At 68.6% G+C, this 16,533-nt stretch carries 11 protein-coding genes and 2 pseudogenes; 7 read left to right on the top strand and 6 right to left on the bottom strand.

Annotated elements, in window-relative coordinates; translation table 11 throughout:
- The first annotated feature begins 45 nt into the window (after positions 1 to 45).
- Both BMW85_RS30880 and BMW85_RS30875 read left to right on the top strand, forming a co-directional pair.
- A complete protein-coding gene (locus BMW85_RS30880) occupies positions 46 to 1,350 on the top strand; it encodes a CitMHS family transporter (protein ID WP_091088464.1) in 1,305 nt (434 codons plus the stop codon).
- Positions 1,351 to 1,360: 10 nt separating this feature from the next.
- Positions 1,361 to 2,872, top strand: a complete 1,512-nt coding sequence (locus BMW85_RS30875) for a CocE/NonD family hydrolase (RefSeq protein ID WP_091088461.1) — start codon at positions 1,361 to 1,363, stop codon at positions 2,870 to 2,872.
- A gap of 660 nt (positions 2,873 to 3,532) precedes the next feature.
- Here BMW85_RS30875 and BMW85_RS30870 read toward each other — a convergent pair.
- Entirely contained in the window at positions 3,533 to 4,462 is a 930-nt protein-coding gene (locus BMW85_RS30870; RefSeq protein WP_091088460.1) for a DUF5996 family protein, read from the bottom strand.
- A 699-nt stretch (positions 4,463 to 5,161) separates the two neighbouring features.
- On the opposite strand from BMW85_RS30870, the pseudogene BMW85_RS30865 reads away from it, so the two are divergent.
- Positions 5,162 to 5,326 (top strand): annotated as a pseudogene (locus BMW85_RS30865) (DUF1918 domain-containing protein); the annotation flags it as partial.
- Between the two features lie 515 nt (positions 5,327 to 5,841).
- On the opposite strand, the gene BMW85_RS30860 reads toward BMW85_RS30865, so the two are convergent.
- Positions 5,842 to 7,077, bottom strand: coding sequence for a GDSL-type esterase/lipase family protein (locus tag BMW85_RS30860; RefSeq protein WP_177240964.1), 1,236 nt, complete (start codon positions 7,075 to 7,077; stop codon positions 5,842 to 5,844).
- Between the two features lie 305 nt (positions 7,078 to 7,382).
- Here BMW85_RS30860 and BMW85_RS52615 point away from each other — a divergent pair.
- A pseudogene (locus tag BMW85_RS52615) lies at positions 7,383 to 7,547 on the top strand (hypothetical protein); the annotation flags it as partial.
- A gap of 2 nt (positions 7,548 to 7,549) precedes the next feature.
- Here the strand turns inward: BMW85_RS52615 and BMW85_RS51405 are convergent.
- From BMW85_RS51405 to BMW85_RS30840, 3 genes are all read right to left on the bottom strand, one after another.
- A complete protein-coding gene (locus BMW85_RS51405; RefSeq protein ID WP_245775172.1) occupies positions 7,550 to 7,939 on the bottom strand; it encodes a hypothetical protein in 390 nt (129 codons plus the stop codon).
- 58 nt (positions 7,940 to 7,997) lie between these two features.
- Positions 7,998 to 8,333 carry a transposase gene (locus BMW85_RS30850; RefSeq protein ID WP_091088454.1) on the bottom strand — a complete coding sequence of 112 codons (336 nt, stop codon included), beginning with the start codon at positions 8,331 to 8,333 and terminating at the stop codon, positions 7,998 to 8,000.
- Positions 8,334 to 8,882: 549 nt separating this feature from the next.
- Positions 8,883 to 9,365, bottom strand: coding sequence for a Tn3 family transposase (locus BMW85_RS30840; protein ID WP_218156012.1), 483 nt, complete (start codon positions 9,363 to 9,365; stop codon positions 8,883 to 8,885).
- A 101-nt stretch (positions 9,366 to 9,466) separates the two neighbouring features.
- Between BMW85_RS30840 and BMW85_RS30835 the strand changes: the two genes are divergently transcribed.
- Positions 9,467 to 12,736: a tetratricopeptide repeat protein gene (locus tag BMW85_RS30835; protein WP_091088452.1), complete on the top strand. Its 3,270-nt coding sequence runs from the start codon at positions 9,467 to 9,469 to the stop codon at positions 12,734 to 12,736.
- Positions 12,737 to 13,109: 373 nt separating this feature from the next.
- Here BMW85_RS30835 and BMW85_RS30830 read toward each other — a convergent pair whose 3' ends face one another.
- Positions 13,110 to 13,493 (bottom strand): hypothetical protein, encoded by a 384-nt coding sequence (locus BMW85_RS30830; RefSeq protein WP_143082445.1) that lies wholly within the window; start codon positions 13,491 to 13,493, stop codon positions 13,110 to 13,112.
- A gap of 583 nt (positions 13,494 to 14,076) precedes the next feature.
- Here BMW85_RS30830 and BMW85_RS30825 point away from each other — a divergent pair.
- Together BMW85_RS30825 and BMW85_RS30815 are read left to right on the top strand one after the other, a co-directional pair.
- Positions 14,077 to 14,526, top strand: a complete 450-nt coding sequence (locus BMW85_RS30825; protein WP_091088447.1) for an NYN domain-containing protein — start codon at positions 14,077 to 14,079, stop codon at positions 14,524 to 14,526.
- Between the two features lie 677 nt (positions 14,527 to 15,203).
- Complete coding sequence (locus BMW85_RS30815) at positions 15,204 to 16,010, top strand: LLM class flavin-dependent oxidoreductase (RefSeq protein ID WP_091088445.1); 807 nt, start codon at positions 15,204 to 15,206, stop codon at positions 16,008 to 16,010.
- The last annotated feature ends 523 nt before the right edge of the window (positions 16,011 to 16,533 follow it).

Here is a 16,533-nt window from a genome sequence, read left to right as displayed (position 1 = left end):
GCTCGGAAACTTGCCCGTAACCTCCCGCCCCGCGAAAGGACCGCGATGATCGCACTCCTCGGCTTCCTCACCATCGGCGTTTTCCTGGTGCTGACCATGACCAGGAAAGTGTCGGTCCTCACCGCGCTGGTGCTCGTGCCGATCGTGGCGGCGCTCGCCGGCGGCTTCGGCAGCGAGGTGGGCAAGATGACCCTCGACGGGCTGATCAAGGTGGCCCCCACCGGCATCATGATCGCCTTCGCGGTTCTGTACTTCAGTTTGATGATCGACACGGGCCTGTTCGATCCGCTGATCCGCGGGATACTGCGAGCGGCCAAGGACGACCCGCTGCGCATCGCCGTGGGCACAGCGGTCATCACCATGTGCGTGGCTCTGGACGGCGACGGTGCCTCCACCTTCCTCATCACCGTCTCGGCCCTGCTGCCCGTCTACAAACGGCTCGGGATGAGCCCGCTGGTGCTCACTGGCGTCGTCGCGCTGGGCGCAGGTGTCATGAACATGGTCCCCTGGGGAGGCCCCACGGCGCGTGCCATGGCGGTGCTCAAGCTCGACAGCTCGCAGGTGTTCACGCCGGTCCTGCCCGCGATGGCGGCCGGCATCGCTTGGGTGCTGGTGGCCTCGTACCTGATCGGACGCAGGGAACGGAGCCGGCTGGGCACGGTGTCGCTGCCCGAGCAGCCGCAGGTCGTCGGCGACGGGCCCGGGACGCCGCTCGCGCCGCCGCGGCGTCACCCGGCTCTGACCGCCTTCAACCTGGTGCTGACCCTCGTCCTGCTGGTCGCGCTGGTGCTGCAGTTGATGCCGCTGCCGGTGCTGTTCGTCGTCGGCTTCGCCATCGCGCTGCTGGTCAATCACCCCACCTGGGACAAACAGCAGGAACTGCTGGAGAAGCACGGCAAGAGCGTGGTGCTGGTCACCACGATGATCTTCGCCGCGGGCGTGTTCACGGGCATCCTCACCGGCACCAAGATGATCAACCAAATGGCCGCCACCTTCGTCGACGTCATCCCGGACTCCCTCGGCGGGCATCTGCCGGTGCTGGTGGCGATCACCAGCATGCCGCTCAGCCTGGTCTTCACCCCTGATTCCTACTACTTCGGCGTGCTGCCCGTACTGGCACAGACCGCGGGAGGATTCGGCATCGAGTCGGCCGAGATCGCGCGCGCCGCCATCCTCGGCCAGATGACCACCGGCTTCCCCCTCAGCCCGCTCACCGCGGCCACGTTCATCCTCGTCGGCATGAGCGGCGTGCAACTGGGGCAGCACCAGCGCTTCATCTTCGGCTGGGCGTTCGCCACCACCGCCGTCATGACCGTCGTCGCGCTGCTGACCGGCGCCATCTCACTCTGAGGAGCACTCCATGACATGCGCACGCACGCTCGCCGCCCTGTCCGCTGCCGCGCTGATATCGCCGTTCATGGCGTCAGCGCCGGCCGCCGCCGACACCGACCCCTTCCTCTCCTACGACAGGCCCGCCACGTACGAGGTCCGCACCGAACGGGTGTCCGTCCCGCTCCGCGACGGCTCCCACCTGGCCTGCGACCTGCACCGCCCCGCCGCCGAGGGCCGCTTTCCCGCCATCGTCCACGACTACACCGCCTACGACGATCTCGACAACCTCGCCCTGGCCGCGGCCTACTTCGTCGCCCGCGGCTACAACGTCGCCGCCTGTAACGCCCGCGGCTCCGGCGATTCTCCCGGCCATCTCGACCCCTTCAGCGGCCAGGAGCAGCGCGACAACTACGACCTCATCGAATGGCTGGCCGTCCAGCCCTGGTCCACCGGCAAGGTCGGACAGATGGGCGTCAGCTACGGCGCCCACGCATCCCTGCTCGTCGCCGTCAACAAGCCTCCCCACCTGACGGCGATCATTCCGATCGAAGGAATCAGCGACTGGTACGAGAACACCATCTACCGGGGCGGCATCTACTCGGCCAGGATCCGCGACTGGCAGCGCTCCACTGCTCCCGACACGTTGACGACCTACGCCCGGCATCCGCTGTATGACGACTTCTGGCGCGAGCGCAGCGTCAAGGCCCGCTGGAAGAACTTGGACATCCCGGCCCTGGAGATCGCCGGCTGGTACGACCGCTATCGCCAGGGCATGGTGGAGAACTTCCAGGCCCGCCCGCGCAACGTCTGGCTGGTGGCCGGGCCGTGGCAGCACGGCCTGCCCTACGGCCAGCCCGCCGACATCGGCTTCGGGCCGTACCTGGCCTGGTGGGACCGCTGGCTCGGCGGACGCAGGGACGCTCCGCTGCCCGCCGCCAAGGTCACCTCCTACGAGATCCCCAGCCCTGGCGCCGGGACCGGCTGGAAGCGGTTCTCCACCTGGCCGCCGCGCGGCGCCCGGCAGGAGCGGCTCAGTCTCGCCGCCGACGGCACGCTGAGCAGCAGCCCATCGGCCGCCACCACCCGCGGCTTCACGGTCAACACCGAGACCACGCCGGCCTCCCCGGACGAGAAACTCAGCTTCCAGACCCGGCCCCGCCGGGCCGACCTGGTCCTGGCGGGCGAGGTCACCGCGAAGGTACGAGCGGCGTTCACCGCCACCGACGGCAACATCGCCGTCATCGTCGAGGACGTCGCCCCCGACGGCACCTCGAATCGCATCACCCAGGGCTGGCTCAAGGCCAGCCACCGCTTCGGCCACGACCGCGCGGTCCCCGTGCGCCCCGGCACGGTCTATGACCTCGACATCCGCACCTGGCCGACGCACTACCGACTGAGCGCCGGGCACAGCCTGCGCGTCACCATCAGTAGCGACGACTACCCGGAGATCGACTCCGACGCCCCCGCAGGGCAGGTCAGCCTCCGTCTCGGGCACGGCGGCACCGAGATCCGCCTGACCACGTACGAGGACAACCGCTAGTGTTAGAGCCATGAACCGCGCCGTACAGGCGGGGGCTGAGGGACATGTCCGTACATCTCGATCTCTCTGGCCTAGAACGTTCCATGAACGGACCCCAGAGGGGTCCCTCCCCGCAAGGGGGAAGGCCCGTTGACGTGCAACTGTCAGGGCAAACGCCGCAGGATGTCGATCAGAATGCCATAGCAGCCGCAACAGGAGCAGTGCGCTGCCCAGCAGACTCGCAGTCAGCTTGCCACTTCGTCGAAATGTCGAACGAAGGGCAAAAGAGCGGCCGCGACGACCATTGCCGCTAGGCAGACTATGACTGGCCAGAATATCCAAGCATTGAACCATCGGATCGTTCGCCGGCCATACCTTTGAACCCAATCCCATCGTGGAGAGCGCGTGGCACCGCTACCCCTGGAGCGGCTCCAGCACGGACCCTGATTAATCGCACGCCGTTGATGCCGTCATCTCGGCCTGACCTTCGAAACTGTGCGTCTGCAGCGTGGCGACGTCGCGGTGAAGGCTCGAACGGAAGTCCGAGCCATGGGCAGGAGGGACGGTCCGCGTCGCTCGGCGGTCGGAGGCGACCACCCGCGAGCGGCCTTCAGCATGGCGCGCCGGATGTCTCCGGATGTCTCCGCGGGCCTGCGGCAGAGGCGGGGGCGGGGGCGGGTGTCAGTGTTCGTACCAGGGGTCGGTGACACCGCCGGGGCAGGCCAGCTTCTGCGCGTCGAGGTGAGTGAGCCTCGCTCCCGCTTCGTACGCACTGCGCAGGAAGTCGAGCACTGTGCCGACAGGATCGGCAGCGGCCCGGGCGTCGTCATAGCGCAGGATCGCCAGGTGGCTCCCGCGCGCCGGGAGCCACTCCGCCCGCTCGGGGTGCAACGGCTCTTGTTCCAGGCCGGGTGGTTCGGGGGCGGTGTAGGAGTAGAAGGCGGGCCAGGGGCGTTCGGCGTCGCCGAACCAGAACCCGGCGCTGATCACCTCCCAGCTGTACGCCTCTCTGCTCACCGGATCGACCTGCGGCGAAGCGCCCACGACACGGCCGGTGAATCGGGTGACCGCGATGTCGAAGGTGTGCCAGAAATGGTGCACCGGGCTGATCTTGCCGGCGAAACCGGCGGCGTGGCGATCGAGCAGCCGGGCCACCTGCGACAGTATCCGCCAGTAGCGGTTGATCAACGCGGGATCGTATGCGGCGTGTGCGGTGTCCTCGGCGAACGGAATTTGATCGCCCAGGTCGAACGGCACCGCCCGGATCTCCGGCCTTATGCCGAAACCCTCCAGTACGGCGAACAGATTCGCGTGAAAGCTCGCCACCGACTGCTCCGCCAGCCCGAACTCGGCGCTGCGCCCGTCCAGGACATCGACGACCAGCCGGTGGCGCACCAGGTCGAAGTCGATGCAGAACAGCGGCATCTCGCCCAGTCCGCCCATCGGCCGGGTGGTCAGCCCGCGGCCGGTCAGATGGAACGGAACGTTCCACCAGTGGTTGCGCCTGTCGCTTGCCGTCAGCCGTACTTTGCCGACGATCTGTGCGAACCGGTGCATGGTCTCTTTCGTGTCAAACCACTCTTCCAGCGGCAGCGGTGGGAATATGTCCATGACGACCCCCTTTCCGTGTTCACAGTATCGCGTACCGTAGTCGCCGGTCCTGGAAGGCGGGACGCCGGTTTCGTCACGGTCCCGGAAGCACGCGCGGTTGAGGTCCCCTCGGAGCCTACGATGTCCCTTCCATGACGCCCGTGCCGGGTGTGAGGATCAGGGCAGTCGCCCCAAGGCCATCCTCGTTCTGCAACTCCGCGAGGACCGGTGGAAAGGTTCCGTGCATGTGCAGCCGCCAGCCCCGCACTTTCCGCTGATCATCATTGAGGGCGTCCTTGCTGATCGCAGGCAGGAAGGAAGTGAACTTCCTCCCGTTCCCGTCGGTGGCGGCGCGGGCCCGGCCGGTAGCAGCGACTGCACCAGGTCGCGGACCGCCGGGCGAGCGTGCGCCTCCTGCGGGGGCCCGGCGCTCGGCCGTCCCGGCACTGGGCCACGGCGCCGGATGCGTGGACGGCGGTGCCTGTCGATGTCGGCCACCGGACAGGAACACCGGCCGCCACAAGCTCGCCGGTCGGCAGTCTGAGCCCCGTTCGTTGGGCCGGACACATCGGACATGTTGTCAAGGCGCCGATCGAGACGGATGGATCGCGCGAAGGGACTAGGGCATCCGACAGTGAGTAACAGCTTGAATCCGAACGAACGCGGTCAGTGATAATGGCTGTTGGGTTGAGGATTCGTCATATGTAGGCGAACGTTGGCGACACGATCGTGATGCCAATAGGCAGGGGCGAGGCCAGCGAAAGGCGGGGGGAGATCCTCGAGGTCCACGGGGAGGATGGGCAGCCTCCATATCTGGTGCGCTTCGATGACGGACATACGACGCGCGTGTTTCCGGCTCCGGACTGCATCGTCGTGCCTGCCTAGCGGGGCCAGTGGGCGGTCGGCGGGGAGCTCCGCCGACGCCCCCGAGTCCCAGGGTTTCGAGCGCCTCCAGCGGTCCGCTGCCGTTCGGGGTCGGTTTCCTGGCGCGCGTACGGGTTGATCAGGTCGGCGAGGGCTTGCCGGTCCTGTTCGGGCAGGCGCCGCAGGAGAAGCCATCACTGGCTCCAGGAACCTCCGTCGTGTCCTCGGGCATGATGGCGTCGCCGCCGAGGTTTTTGCCTGGGCGCGCGGGTCAGGCGTGGGACTCCCGAAAGGCGATCAGCCTGGCCACGCCGTGCTCGACGGCCTTCCCTCAAGGCCCGTCGAAGACCAGGACGGCGATCGCGGAGGTGATCGCGAACCGGGGTTGGGCGGAAAGCCCGCCCAGCTCTCTCTGTTGCAGTCGCACGTGGCCGACAAGACCGTTACCGCATGCGGCGCCCGCCTCGTCACAGGCGGGCGCCGCATGCGTTCGCTGATGGTGTCGTCGAGGGATTATGTGCAGGCCGTGGAAGGGATCACGTCTGAGTTCTGGGCGTGCCCGCGTCACAGGGCTGGCTGCTGGGATCGCGGTAGATTGCCAGCAGGCAGCGGCCGAGTGCCTGCTGGCCGAACGCGTTGGGGTGCATGGCCTCTTGCTGGTGTCCTTGGCTGATCTTCGCGCCAGCGGTGCCGTACCGTACCCACTCCATCGTGTCGCCCAGTTCGGCGGCGTCGTCCAGCGTGCCGGCTTGGCTGGTGCCCTGCTCGCACAGCGCGTGGCCTTCCACGGCGCCCAGCATGCTCAAGAACTCCGCATCGGTCGCAGTGGCGACGCGGCGCAGCATGGCGTCGATCGCGGGTGCCAGGGTGTCGTGCATCAGGTCGAAGTCGGCGTCCCACAGCGGGCAGCCGCCCACGAGCGTACGCGTGGCGGTCTTGCCGCCGCCGCCCTCGCTGTAGCGCACCCGGGCCGAGGAGGGCACCGGAGAGGGATAGGACTGAAGGATCAGCCGGTAGCCGGCAGAACGGGCCGACGCCTGGCTCATCACCTGGCGGATCTTCTGCACCGCCAGGGTCACCTGCTGCTCCACCGCCGGTAGCGCGGCGACAAACCGATCGCCCTCGCCCGTGGAGGCGCAGGAGCGCTTGTCTGCTGCGATGTACAGTGCGGCGCAGCGGCGCAGCATCCCGGACAGGTTCAGGTCGTTGCCGCCGATCGACAGCACGACCACCTTGACCTGCTGGGTGGCGGCCACCTGCGCAAGTAGTTCGGCTTGGGAGGCGGTGTTCTCCTTGAACGCCTCGTTGATGACGTGCCGGGTCTCCGCCCCTGAACAGGCCAGGTTGAGCGGGGTGAGCGCGGCCTGGCCCAGCCCGGTGATCTCGGCCACATCGGAGCGGTGACATCCGGTGCCCTCTCCGTGCACGGCGGTGCCGTCATACACCCGCTGGGGGTCGTAGCGGCAGATCAAACGCTGGCGATAGGCGGCCCGGTCGGTTCCGCCGCGGGTGCAGCCCGCGGCCGCGGCCACCGTGCTGTTGCCCCACCATCGGCCCGCCTCGCCGGAGATGAAGCTGTCCCCCAAGGACACCGCCACCTGCGCGGCCGCCTGGACCCGGGCCTGCTCCTGGGCCTGGGCGGGTGCGGGAACGGCCAGGGCTGTCGCGCTCAGCGCCAGGAGTGCCAGGACCCGGCCAGCAGGCCCGGCACGGCGCAGGCGGCGGGAAGCGGCGGGGACACTGCGGGGATGCTGCCGGGTGGTAGTGCTCACTGCTGTTCCTTCACTGCGGGTGGGAAACGCCTTCGAGTCGGACTTCGGGGTGTGGGAGAATCGGGCCGGGGAGCGGTGGGCTACGGCGGCGGGCAGATCAGGCGGCCGCTCGGGCGGCGTTCAGGACGGCCGGGAGCCGGGGGCGGAGGGGATGGGCAGGCGCATGATCTTTCCTTTTCCGCCGGACATGTGAACACTTAGCGTAGTGATCTGTAACTGTGTGTTGATGTAACGCCGGGGTGAGGAGGCTCTGTCCTGCGACTGGCGAAGCTGGTCGCCGAGCACGCCGGAGCAGGCGTGGCGGGATGATCCGAGTCCGGTCGAGGACCGTGCCGGAGGAGCAGTTACGGCATCTGCTGCTGGCCGGCACGCCCCGCACGATCGGGCCGCACGGGATCCGGTTCCGCAACCTGAACTGGGTGAATACGGGCGGGCTGATCCGGGAACGCCGCGGTGAGCGGGTGCAGATCCGTTACATGCCGTACGACGACCGGCAGATCCACGTGTACGTGAATGGGGAGTTCCTGGCCACTTGCCTGCCGCGCGACGCGCTTACCCCCCGGGCAGGAAGAGGCCGACCGCCGCGCACCGCCAGGACGAGGCCGGTAGCGGGGGCGAGATCGGCCAGCAGCTGCACCGCCGGCAGCACGTCGGCGGGGGTCTTGCCGGCCAGGGAGGACAGGGTCATGCGGACCCTGTCACGGTCGGGCCCGTTGAGCAGGAAACGGAACTCCAAGACGCCCGATGGGTCGGTGCCTGACAGCCAGACGCCAGGACCGTCCACGCCGCGGTTGATGCGTACGTCGGCGAGGTGCAAGGTGTGCGCGACGGTGTCGTCCCGGGCCAGAAGCCGGACCTCCATGTCGGGGCGATCGGCCCAGCCGCAGCTTCCAGCGAAAAACCAACGTTAAGCAGTTGATCTAGCCGTAGATCTCATCGGAAGCCTGGTGATGCACTCGGTTCCGCTCAGTCAGCTCAGCGTCGCGGCGGGCTCGTGCTGACGGGCCGCATCGCCGCCGGGCCGCCCAGGCATAGTAGCCCTGGCGCGACACACCCAGCAGCCGGGCCAGCTCGTCCTTCTCGGCGCTGGTCAGGCCGTCTTGGCGGCGGCCGTCATCCAGGTCGGCCTGGCGCACCCAGGTTCGGATCGACTGCGCGGAGGGCTGGAACTCCTTGGCCAGCTCCTCCGGCGTCCGTCCCGCGCGCACCAGCTCCACCATCTGCCGGCGAAACTCCGGCGGATAGTTGTTCGGCATAGCAGACTCCTTCTTCCGGGAACCAGGGTTCCCCAGAGATCAGGTGTCCACCAAAATGGGGCCAACTCCAGTGGGTGGCTGCGGAGTGACGCAGTTGGTGCAGGTCCCACCCTGGCGTTGTCGTGGTGCGAGTGTGCCGGTCGAGCAGGATCCGGGCGCGGTCGTAGCCGAGTCGGGCGCGGCCGGTGTGCGGGCACAGGTCCTTGGCCGGTGGGCGGCGTGCTGGGCCGAGGCGGCGTTCGGAGAGGAAGACCGAGTCGCGGTCGCGGCCACGGATGAGTCGGGGCAGTAGATGGGCGGTGCCGGAGGCCCAGTACACGTAGCGTCGGCATGTTGCTGGGTGTGCTCGCCATAGTGGCCCCCGCTATCGGCAGGTCGATGTCGTGACGCACGTCTCGGCTCTGCGGCACCTCACCACAGCTTCGGCAGTCCCCAGGGAGGGCCTGTCATCCCGGATCATAGGTCGGTGTCGACACCGACGCGCGTGGATCGAAAGGGTTAGCCGAGACACGAACGTCCCTGGTCCCGGGGCGGTATCGGGCAGCCGGGTCAGCCTACGTCGGCCGGTTCGAACGCGTTGACGTGCGCGGCGGCGGGGCGCAGTGGCCGGTAGCCGTCCACCTCGAGCTTGGCCAGTTCTCCGTCGACGTCGACGGAGTGGGTGCCGTAGAAGTGCACGTTCTCGTGGTGGGTGGGCCAGATGTGCGCCAGGATCTCGTCGTCGACCTGGCGGCCGTCGCGGCGTAGCGTCCCGACCGCGAGGCCGTGGTACTCCGTCGACCAGCAGACGATCGCGTTGGTGGCCAGGGTCAGGCACCACATCTGCTCGGTCTGCTGCTCGTGGTGGCGGCGACGCAGCGCGCCCTCACCGGCGTAGGCCAGGCTGCGGCGCAGGGCGTGGAGGTTCTCGCCCTTGTTGAGCTGGCGGGCGATCCTGCGCCGATAGGTCGGCCACCCCGCCGAACTGACGACAGTTGAATAAGCGAGCCCACCAGTCCGCGACCCCCCGAAGGGGCAGAGGCACCAACCTATGCGCTTGGGGTGCCTTCGCGGGCTTCCTGACCTTTCTCAGCGCGGCTCGCGCGGTTAGGATGCGGCGCACCTGAGGGCGGGAAACCGATGGGGGCCGGTCGATGGGCGTGCGGCGCGGGCGTGAGCGATGGGCACCTTCACCGACCACCGTCGTCCTGGCCTCCGCTGCCCTGGCGCTGGTGGGCAATCTCGCTACCAACACCGTCCAGGTCACATGGGCGGGCTGGCCGGTGCTCGTGTGGGGCGTGACGATCCTGCTCCTGGCGATGGTCGCGAGAATCGAGATCCGGCGGGCACGTGCAGGCGCGGCGGAGCTGGCGGTCGAGCTGACCCGTGCGGTGCGGGCCCGGTACGGGTACCTGGCCGTGCAGTACGGGGTCAACCAGCCGATGCCGCTGCGAGTGAGATGGTCGTCGACGGGACGCCCGGTCGCCGCCGGTCGCGGCGTCGTGCTGGGTGACACCTCGAGTGCACGATGGGAGTTGCTTCCCCTGGAAGGGGATGTCCGTACCGTTGTGACCGCCTTCCTCGGGTTACCGCACCGGCAGCTCATGGTGCTGGGTGAGGCGGGAGCAGGCAAGAGCGTGTTGGCCACGCTGTTGGCCGTAGGGCTGCTGGAGAGCATCAAGAAGCACGGCCTGCTGCCGGTATTGCTGCCTCTGGCGTCGTGGGATCCCGCCGAGCCGGTGGCCGACTTCGCCGCGCGCCGCATCCGGGAGGACTACCTGACCTCTGCCAACCGGGCGGCAGTGAGTGAGCTGCTGGAGGAGGGCGGGCTGCTGCTGATCCTCGACGGGCTGGACGAACTGCCCGTTGACCGGCTCGGCACCGCCGTACGAGCACTGGACAACTTCGCAGCCACGGGGTGCCCGCTGGTGGTGACCTGCCGCGGCCTGCCGTACGAGCAAGCGGTGAAGAGCAGCGGAACGCTGCTGTCCAGGGCGGCGGTCGTGGAGATCGAGCCGGTCGGTGGACGGGATGCCATCGAGTTCCTGTCGCACCCGGAGCCGACGCGCGGGAGGTGGGAGCCGGTTTTCCAGGAGATTCGCGAGCATCGCGACGGCCCGCTGGCCAAGGCGCTGTCGACCCCCCTGATGGTGAGCCTGGCCAGAACCGTTTACCGGGCCCCTGACCATGATCCGGGCGAGCTGGTACGCGTGCCGGATCGCGAGGGCGTCGAGCGGCTGCTGCTGGACCAATTCGTGCCGGCCGCCTACGCCGAACTGGAGGGACTGAGTGGCCGCCGACGGCGTCGCTACCGGCCGGAACAGGCGACACGCTGGCTCAGCTACCTGGCACTGCAGATGCTTCACAGCGGGACGCGGACCCTGCGCTGGTGGGAGCTGTGGGCCGTTCACTTCTGGCAGAGAGTGCCGCCGTTCCTCCTGGGCATCGTGGGCGCCCTCCTGCTGGCGTTGCTGGTGACCGGGGTGATCGTCGGGGACGCGCCGCTGGTGGTCATCTCAGTACTGCCGATGGTGTGCGTGCTGCCCGGCGGGCTGGGCGGGCTGCTGGCCGGGCCGCTGCTGGGGTGGCGGCTCGACGCCGGTTGGGTGGGGGTGGTGGGCGGCATCGTCATGTGGGCGGCCATGGGCACCTTGCCGACCTGGTGGAACTCGATCGGCCTGCGCAGAGCGACGCTCGTTTCCGTGCTGCGGACCTACCGCCTCCGGGCGATGATGGCGTTCATCCAGCGCGGGCTGCTCGCAGTGCTGGCCTTCGGAGTGCCGGCCTGGTTCATGGAGCCCGACCGGCTGCCGGCGATGGTCACTGCCGGAGCGGTGGTCTTCGCCGTGGCAGGCGCGTCGCAGGGCGGGCTCGCCATGCGCCTGCTATTTCGCGCCAACCATCTCATCATGGTCGCAGGCGGGTGGCTGCCCTTACGACTGATCACCTTCCTCGACGACGCCCGCGAGCGCGGGCTGCTCCGGTACGTCGGCGCCGAGCTGCAATTTCGCCACGTCATCCTGCAAGATCATCTGGCCGCGCGCGCCGAGACCGACCTGCTGCGTCGTTCGGAGGTCACCGACCGGCTTCTCCTCCGGTTGGCCGAGGAGGGGCGCACCCAAGAGGCCCTCGCGCTGGTTCCGGCCCTGCACGGCATTCCGGTCGACCGTACGGCACGCACCGCGCTGGCCGCCACGCTCGCCACCGCCGGGCACATCGGACCGGCGATCGAGGTGCTCGGCTCCTTTCACGGCCGCCCCTCGCCCACGACGTTCCGGCTGGGCGTGCTGCTGGCCCGGCTCCGCCATGACGAGCTGGCGATCGAGCTGCTGGACCCCGGCGAGGAGAGCGGCTGGTCGTCCATGCCGCTGGCGGAGGTGCTGGCACGGCACGGGCGCTTCGACGAGGCCGTGGAAGCCTTACGACGCGGCGACCTCGCCGGACCCAACGTGCCCGCCCGCACCGCCGCACGGTACGGCGAGCTGCTCGCCCTTGCCGGGCGCGAGGAAGAGGCGATCGGCTACCTGAGTGCCCGGCCGGGCGACGAGCGAGAGACGCGGCGGGTGCTCCTACGCCTGCTGGCCGAGAACGACGAGGGCGCGGAGCTACTGGACGAGGCCGCGGCACGCGGAGACGTCGCGGCGCTGGAACTGCTGGCCGAGCGTGCCTCCGCTGAGCACGACACCCAGCTGGCGGTGACGTATCTGGAGCCTTTGGTCCTCGAACACGGCCAGCACGAACGGCTCTTTCAGCTGATCGAGAGCCTGCAGAACCTCGGCCGGCTGGACCGGGCGATCACTGTTGTCGAAAGCTTGAACACCGACCATCGGTTCTGCTTGCCGCTCTGCGACCTGCTGATCGAGGTGGACCGGGTAGAGGAGGCCGAGCAGCTGCTCCGTGATCACGATCACCCCATCTCACTCGCCACCTTGATCGGCTGGCTCGGCCGGATGGACGAGGCACTCAAGATGCTCAAGAAGGTGACCGGTGAGGAGTGGAAGACGCGGATGGCCAAGCAGCGGCGCGCTGAGCTGCTGGCCGGCTACGAGCGTGTCGACGAGCTGCGCGAGCTGGCCACCTGGGACACCTTCGCCGCCCAAGCCCTGGCCGAACTGCTGGAGCAGGACGGCCGACCCCACGAGGCGCGTCAGGTGCTCAACCCCGAACGCGACGACGACAAGATCCCGCTCGCGGCGTTGCTCGGCAGGCTCGGCGAGATCGACGAGGCCATCGCGCTCCTGCGTTCCCTGCTGACTCACCCGTCCCTGGCCGTCCAAGCGGCAGGACAGCTGGCGAACCTTCACGCGGTCCGGGGAGAGACCGATCGGGCGATCGCGGTGCTGCGGTGGGGGATCATCGCTGGGGAGGGCGACACGCTTGCGCTCGAGGAGCAGTTGACCACGCTGCTCGGAGCCGCGCGGTGAGCCGCAGTCGAGAACTGACCGATCGCGCAGGCCGACGTCGGGACGACCTGTTGCTCGCCTTGCTACGGTCCGGTGGCGCGGGGCGGGGAAGCCCTTGTCCGCTCACCGGCACCAGACAGAAGGACACATCGACCGAAGCGCGGGGACTCGGACAGGGGGCAGGCGGTGTCAGGGACCGGCCCGGATCGCCCGTGGCCGCGGACGAGGTCCAGGCTGTGGTTGCGCCTCCTGCTTGGCCCGGTGGGAAACGACAGAACAGGTCGTATGGGTCAATCCTAGTCGATGTACTTCGCGCTTTCCTCGGCCGCACCCGCTACCAGCGCCACCGCCGCCCCCATGGCGGCCGCAGTCCTGGAACCCCTTGGCCGTGCGGTCACAGATCTTCCGTGCGGAAGCTGTGCCCGGCCTCGTGGCCGCCCGGCCGTGAGCACCACCATCCGTGCGCGCTCTTGGTCTCGCAGAAGTCGGGCGACTGGACCCACTCGTACGGCACCGGTAGCGGCTCTCTGTACGTGACTGTCTCCCACCGGATCCAGTGGCCGATGCTGCCCTGCTCGGTCTGGTCGGTCTCGACGTACATCTCGCACAGGCCGCGGTGCCCGGCCGCGAGGTCGCACGAGCCGACCGCGATGCCCGGGTACTTGCGCGTCGCCGGGTGTTCGATCTCGCTGAGCGCGAGGCCGTGCGGGCCGGCTAGGTCGCGGACGGAGATGCGGACGTGGGAGCCGCACCCGGCATGGAAGTCACCATGAGTCACGGGCGCCACCGTAGAGCGCGCTCGCGGGGCCCGGCCGGGGTTTTCCGAAACCGGTGGGCGGCCGCGCCGCTGCGGCTCATAGCGCCCTGGCGATCCCACCACGCCACTCCTGGCCGGTCATCGACGGCTCTGACATCCGCGGCCCTTCGCGCTCGATCGCCTTGGTCCCGGCATCGTTGACCTGCCGCACGTTCTGTAACGGTCTCCAGCCACAGCAAGCCCAGGCCGTCATCATCCGGCACACCTTTCATGCCGGACCTCGAGCGCGGCGCCGACGCCGGCGGAACCGCGTCACGCCGCGCTCCGGCTGGCGACCGCATGCTGAGCGCCGAGGGAAGCAGCCAGGAACGCCCCTTTCGCCACTGCTGTTTCAGATCCAGGCGCATTCGCATGCAGCGCATGTACGGATAGATCCAATGAAATACCCAGGGCGGAGATGGGCGGAAACACAAGCGTTCGTACGCCTTTCTTTCCTTTCGGTAGGAAATGTTACTCCGCGTGAAAGTGTCACGACCGCGCCGTATCATGGCTTAACTCCCATGGCCCACTCCCCGGGCCCTAGTCGCTCTGGAGAGGAGGAGCGATGGGCGTGAATGTGTACGTGGACGGCTTTAATTTGTACTACGGCTGCCTCAAGGGCACGTCGTACAAGTGGCTGGATCTGTCTGCGTTGTGCCGCAAGCTTCTGCCCCGGGATGACATCACCCGCATCAGGTACTTCACCGCTCGCATCACGGCGCGGCCGGGAGACCCTGACAGCCCGACTCGTCAGGACACGTATCTGCGCGCTTTGGGAACCATTCCACAGATGTCGGTTCATTATGGACATTTCCAGGAGACCAGGCCGCGCATGCCGCTTGCGACGCCCGACCCTTCGGGTCCTCGCACGGTCAAGGTGATCAAGACGGAGGAAAAGGGCTCCGATGTCAACCTCGCGAGCTACCTGCTGCTGGACTCCTTCCACGGAGACTGCGACGTGGCCGTTGTGATCAGTAACGATTCCGACCTGAGAGAGCCGTTGGGGACGAGGTGAACCACGCCGGGAGTGGGCGGCGCTCACCCTGCTCGCCGAGCATGCGCCCGGCCTCGCGCCCACGCCCGTCGAGGCCGCGCTGGAGGCGCACCCGCCCATGATCGTGATGAGCAGGCTGCCCCGCCTGCTGACCGGCCGTACCAGCGGACCGGTGTTCCTGGCCGACCGGCGCGCCCCTACCTCTGGACGCCGAGCGCCGGCCACAGCCGACATCGACCCACCACCGGCCGGGGGCGGCTGTCCTACCCCCGCGCCGAGTACCTGTTCAAGACCGCCTCCGCCGAACTCGACCCGCACCGCCAGGGGTGGACCTTGCACCAGCTCCGTCACTCGGCGCTGCAGCATCTCGCGCAAGCTGGCCGCACCGCACCCGAACTGCAGGCCAAGAGCCGCCACCAGCACCTGGCCAGCCTCGGCCGCTACGTACGCCTGGGTGAGGAGACCTCCGCCCGTATCACCGCCGAAGCCGACCCCGTCCAGCGCCGCCGTCCCCCGCTGAGCTCAACCCCCCAGCCGGATGACCTCACCAGGTCACGTGATCAGCCACACCCGCAGCACCTGATCGTCATCGGGATCGAGCTCGACCCGGTAGCCGGCCGCGGGCAGCGCGAGTCGAACTCGGTGCGTGCGCGATCGCGGCCCCAGAAACTGTCGGTGCCGGGTGCTTGGGTGGCCTCATGCGTTATGGCATCGACGTCGCGATCCTCGGTGACCTCGCGGAGCCGACCCACCTGGTCACTCTCGCCCGAGAGGCTGAGGCTGCTGGGTGGGACGCCGTGCTGGTGTGGGACCACTTGGCCTTCACCTGGGGTATGCCATCGGTCGACCCGTGGGTGACGCTGGCCGCGGCGGCGCAGGTGACCTCGCACATCAGGCTCGGCACGGCGGTGACGGCCGTAGCCCGGCATCGCCCGGAAAGTCTGGCCCAGACGGTGGCGACGCTCGACAGGCTGAGCGGCGGCCGCGCGATCCTGGGCGCCGGGCTGGGCGGCGTGGAGCAGGAGTTCACCGCCTTTGGCTCAGCGCGTCCCGGCCGGGTCGTGCTCGACGAAGCACTCGACGTGATGACCTCGCTCTGGTCAGGTGAGGAGGTGCACCACCGGGGCGCTTATTACACCGTCGACGGGGTGCGGCTCGCGCCGCTGCCGCTCCAGCGGCCCCGGGTGCCAGTGTGGATCGGCGGCACGGCTCCGGGCGCGCTTCAGCGTGCTGCGCGCTGGGACGGCTGGATCGTCGCCGGCGACGACCGGGAAGGCCGCATGACGCTTTCACCCGACTCCCTGGCCACCCAGGCCGGTGAGCTGCGCCGGTACCGGGCAAACGCGGGCGACCTCGAGGTGGCGGTCATCGGGGTGAGCGAGCCGGGCTCGTCGGTCCAGGCCTACGCCGATGCCGGCGCCACGTGGTGGCTGGAGCACCTCCACAGCCACCGAGGGTCGATGGAATGGCTGGTGCGGCGCGTCAAGGCGGGCCCGCCCGTGTGAGGCACCTGTGGTGCGCGAGTCGTTCAGGACAGTTCGACGCACAAGGCGGGGCTCCGTATGGGTCGAGTCTCGCCCTCCCGCCGCAGATACGGCGGCAAACGAGCACATGCGGATCCGAGAATGCCTGCGACGAGGCGCTGCCATTCCGCACGAGAGAACGTGCCCATGGAGGGGTCTCGTACGTAACCAACATGCCTGAAGAGGTTGTTGTCGAACCTCCGACGGGGTCGGGCTGCACCCGGACCGCCAGGGCTCAGCCCAGCGCGTCCATCAGGGCGGTGACATAGGCATCCAGTCGCTCCTCCACGACTCGCGTCGTCAGCTCTGTCCTCCCCGCCTCACGCCAGGGCTGCGACACTAACTGCACTTCTTCTGAGCAGGCCAGCCCATCCCGCACCTGCCAGTACAGCCGCTCGCACGCGGCCGCGGGTTGCGTCCACGGGAGTGGTGTACGAGTTTGGCCTGGTCATAGGCGTGGTGCCGTGAAATAAGAACGGCCATCGAGTGATCCTTCGAGTAGCTA

Origin of the sequence: Nonomuraea wenchangensis, from assembly GCF_900111685.1 — a bacterium.
Taxonomy (GTDB): Bacteria; Actinomycetota; Actinomycetes; order Streptosporangiales; family Streptosporangiaceae; genus Nonomuraea; species Nonomuraea wenchangensis.
The sequence above is the reverse complement of the archived record's forward strand: the minus strand, read 5'-3'. Positions and strand labels throughout refer to the sequence as shown.

Bases quoted from the DNA above. Each gene is read 5' to 3' on its own strand.
- BMW85_RS30880 (WP_091088464.1), top strand. From the start codon at position 46: ATGATCGCACTCCTCGGCTTCCTCACCATCGGCGTTTTCCTGGTGCTG.
- BMW85_RS30875 (WP_091088461.1), top strand. From the start codon at position 1,361: ATGACATGCGCACGCACGCTCGCCGCCCTGTCCGCTGCCGCGCTGATA.
- BMW85_RS30870 (WP_091088460.1), bottom strand. From the start codon at position 4,462: ATGGACATATTCCCACCGCTGCCGCTGGAAGAGTGGTTTGACACGAAA.
- BMW85_RS51405 (WP_245775172.1), bottom strand. From the start codon at position 7,939: ATGGAGGTCCGGCTTCTGGCCCGGGACGACACCGTCGCGCACACCTTG.
- BMW85_RS30850 (WP_091088454.1), bottom strand. From the start codon at position 8,333: ATGCCGAACAACTATCCGCCGGAGTTTCGCCGGCAGATGGTGGAGCTG.
- BMW85_RS30835 (WP_091088452.1), top strand. From the start codon at position 9,467: ATGGGCGTGCGGCGCGGGCGTGAGCGATGGGCACCTTCACCGACCACC.
- BMW85_RS30825 (WP_091088447.1), top strand. From the start codon at position 14,077: ATGGGCGTGAATGTGTACGTGGACGGCTTTAATTTGTACTACGGCTGC.
- BMW85_RS30815 (WP_091088445.1), top strand. From the start codon at position 15,204: ATGCGTTATGGCATCGACGTCGCGATCCTCGGTGACCTCGCGGAGCCG.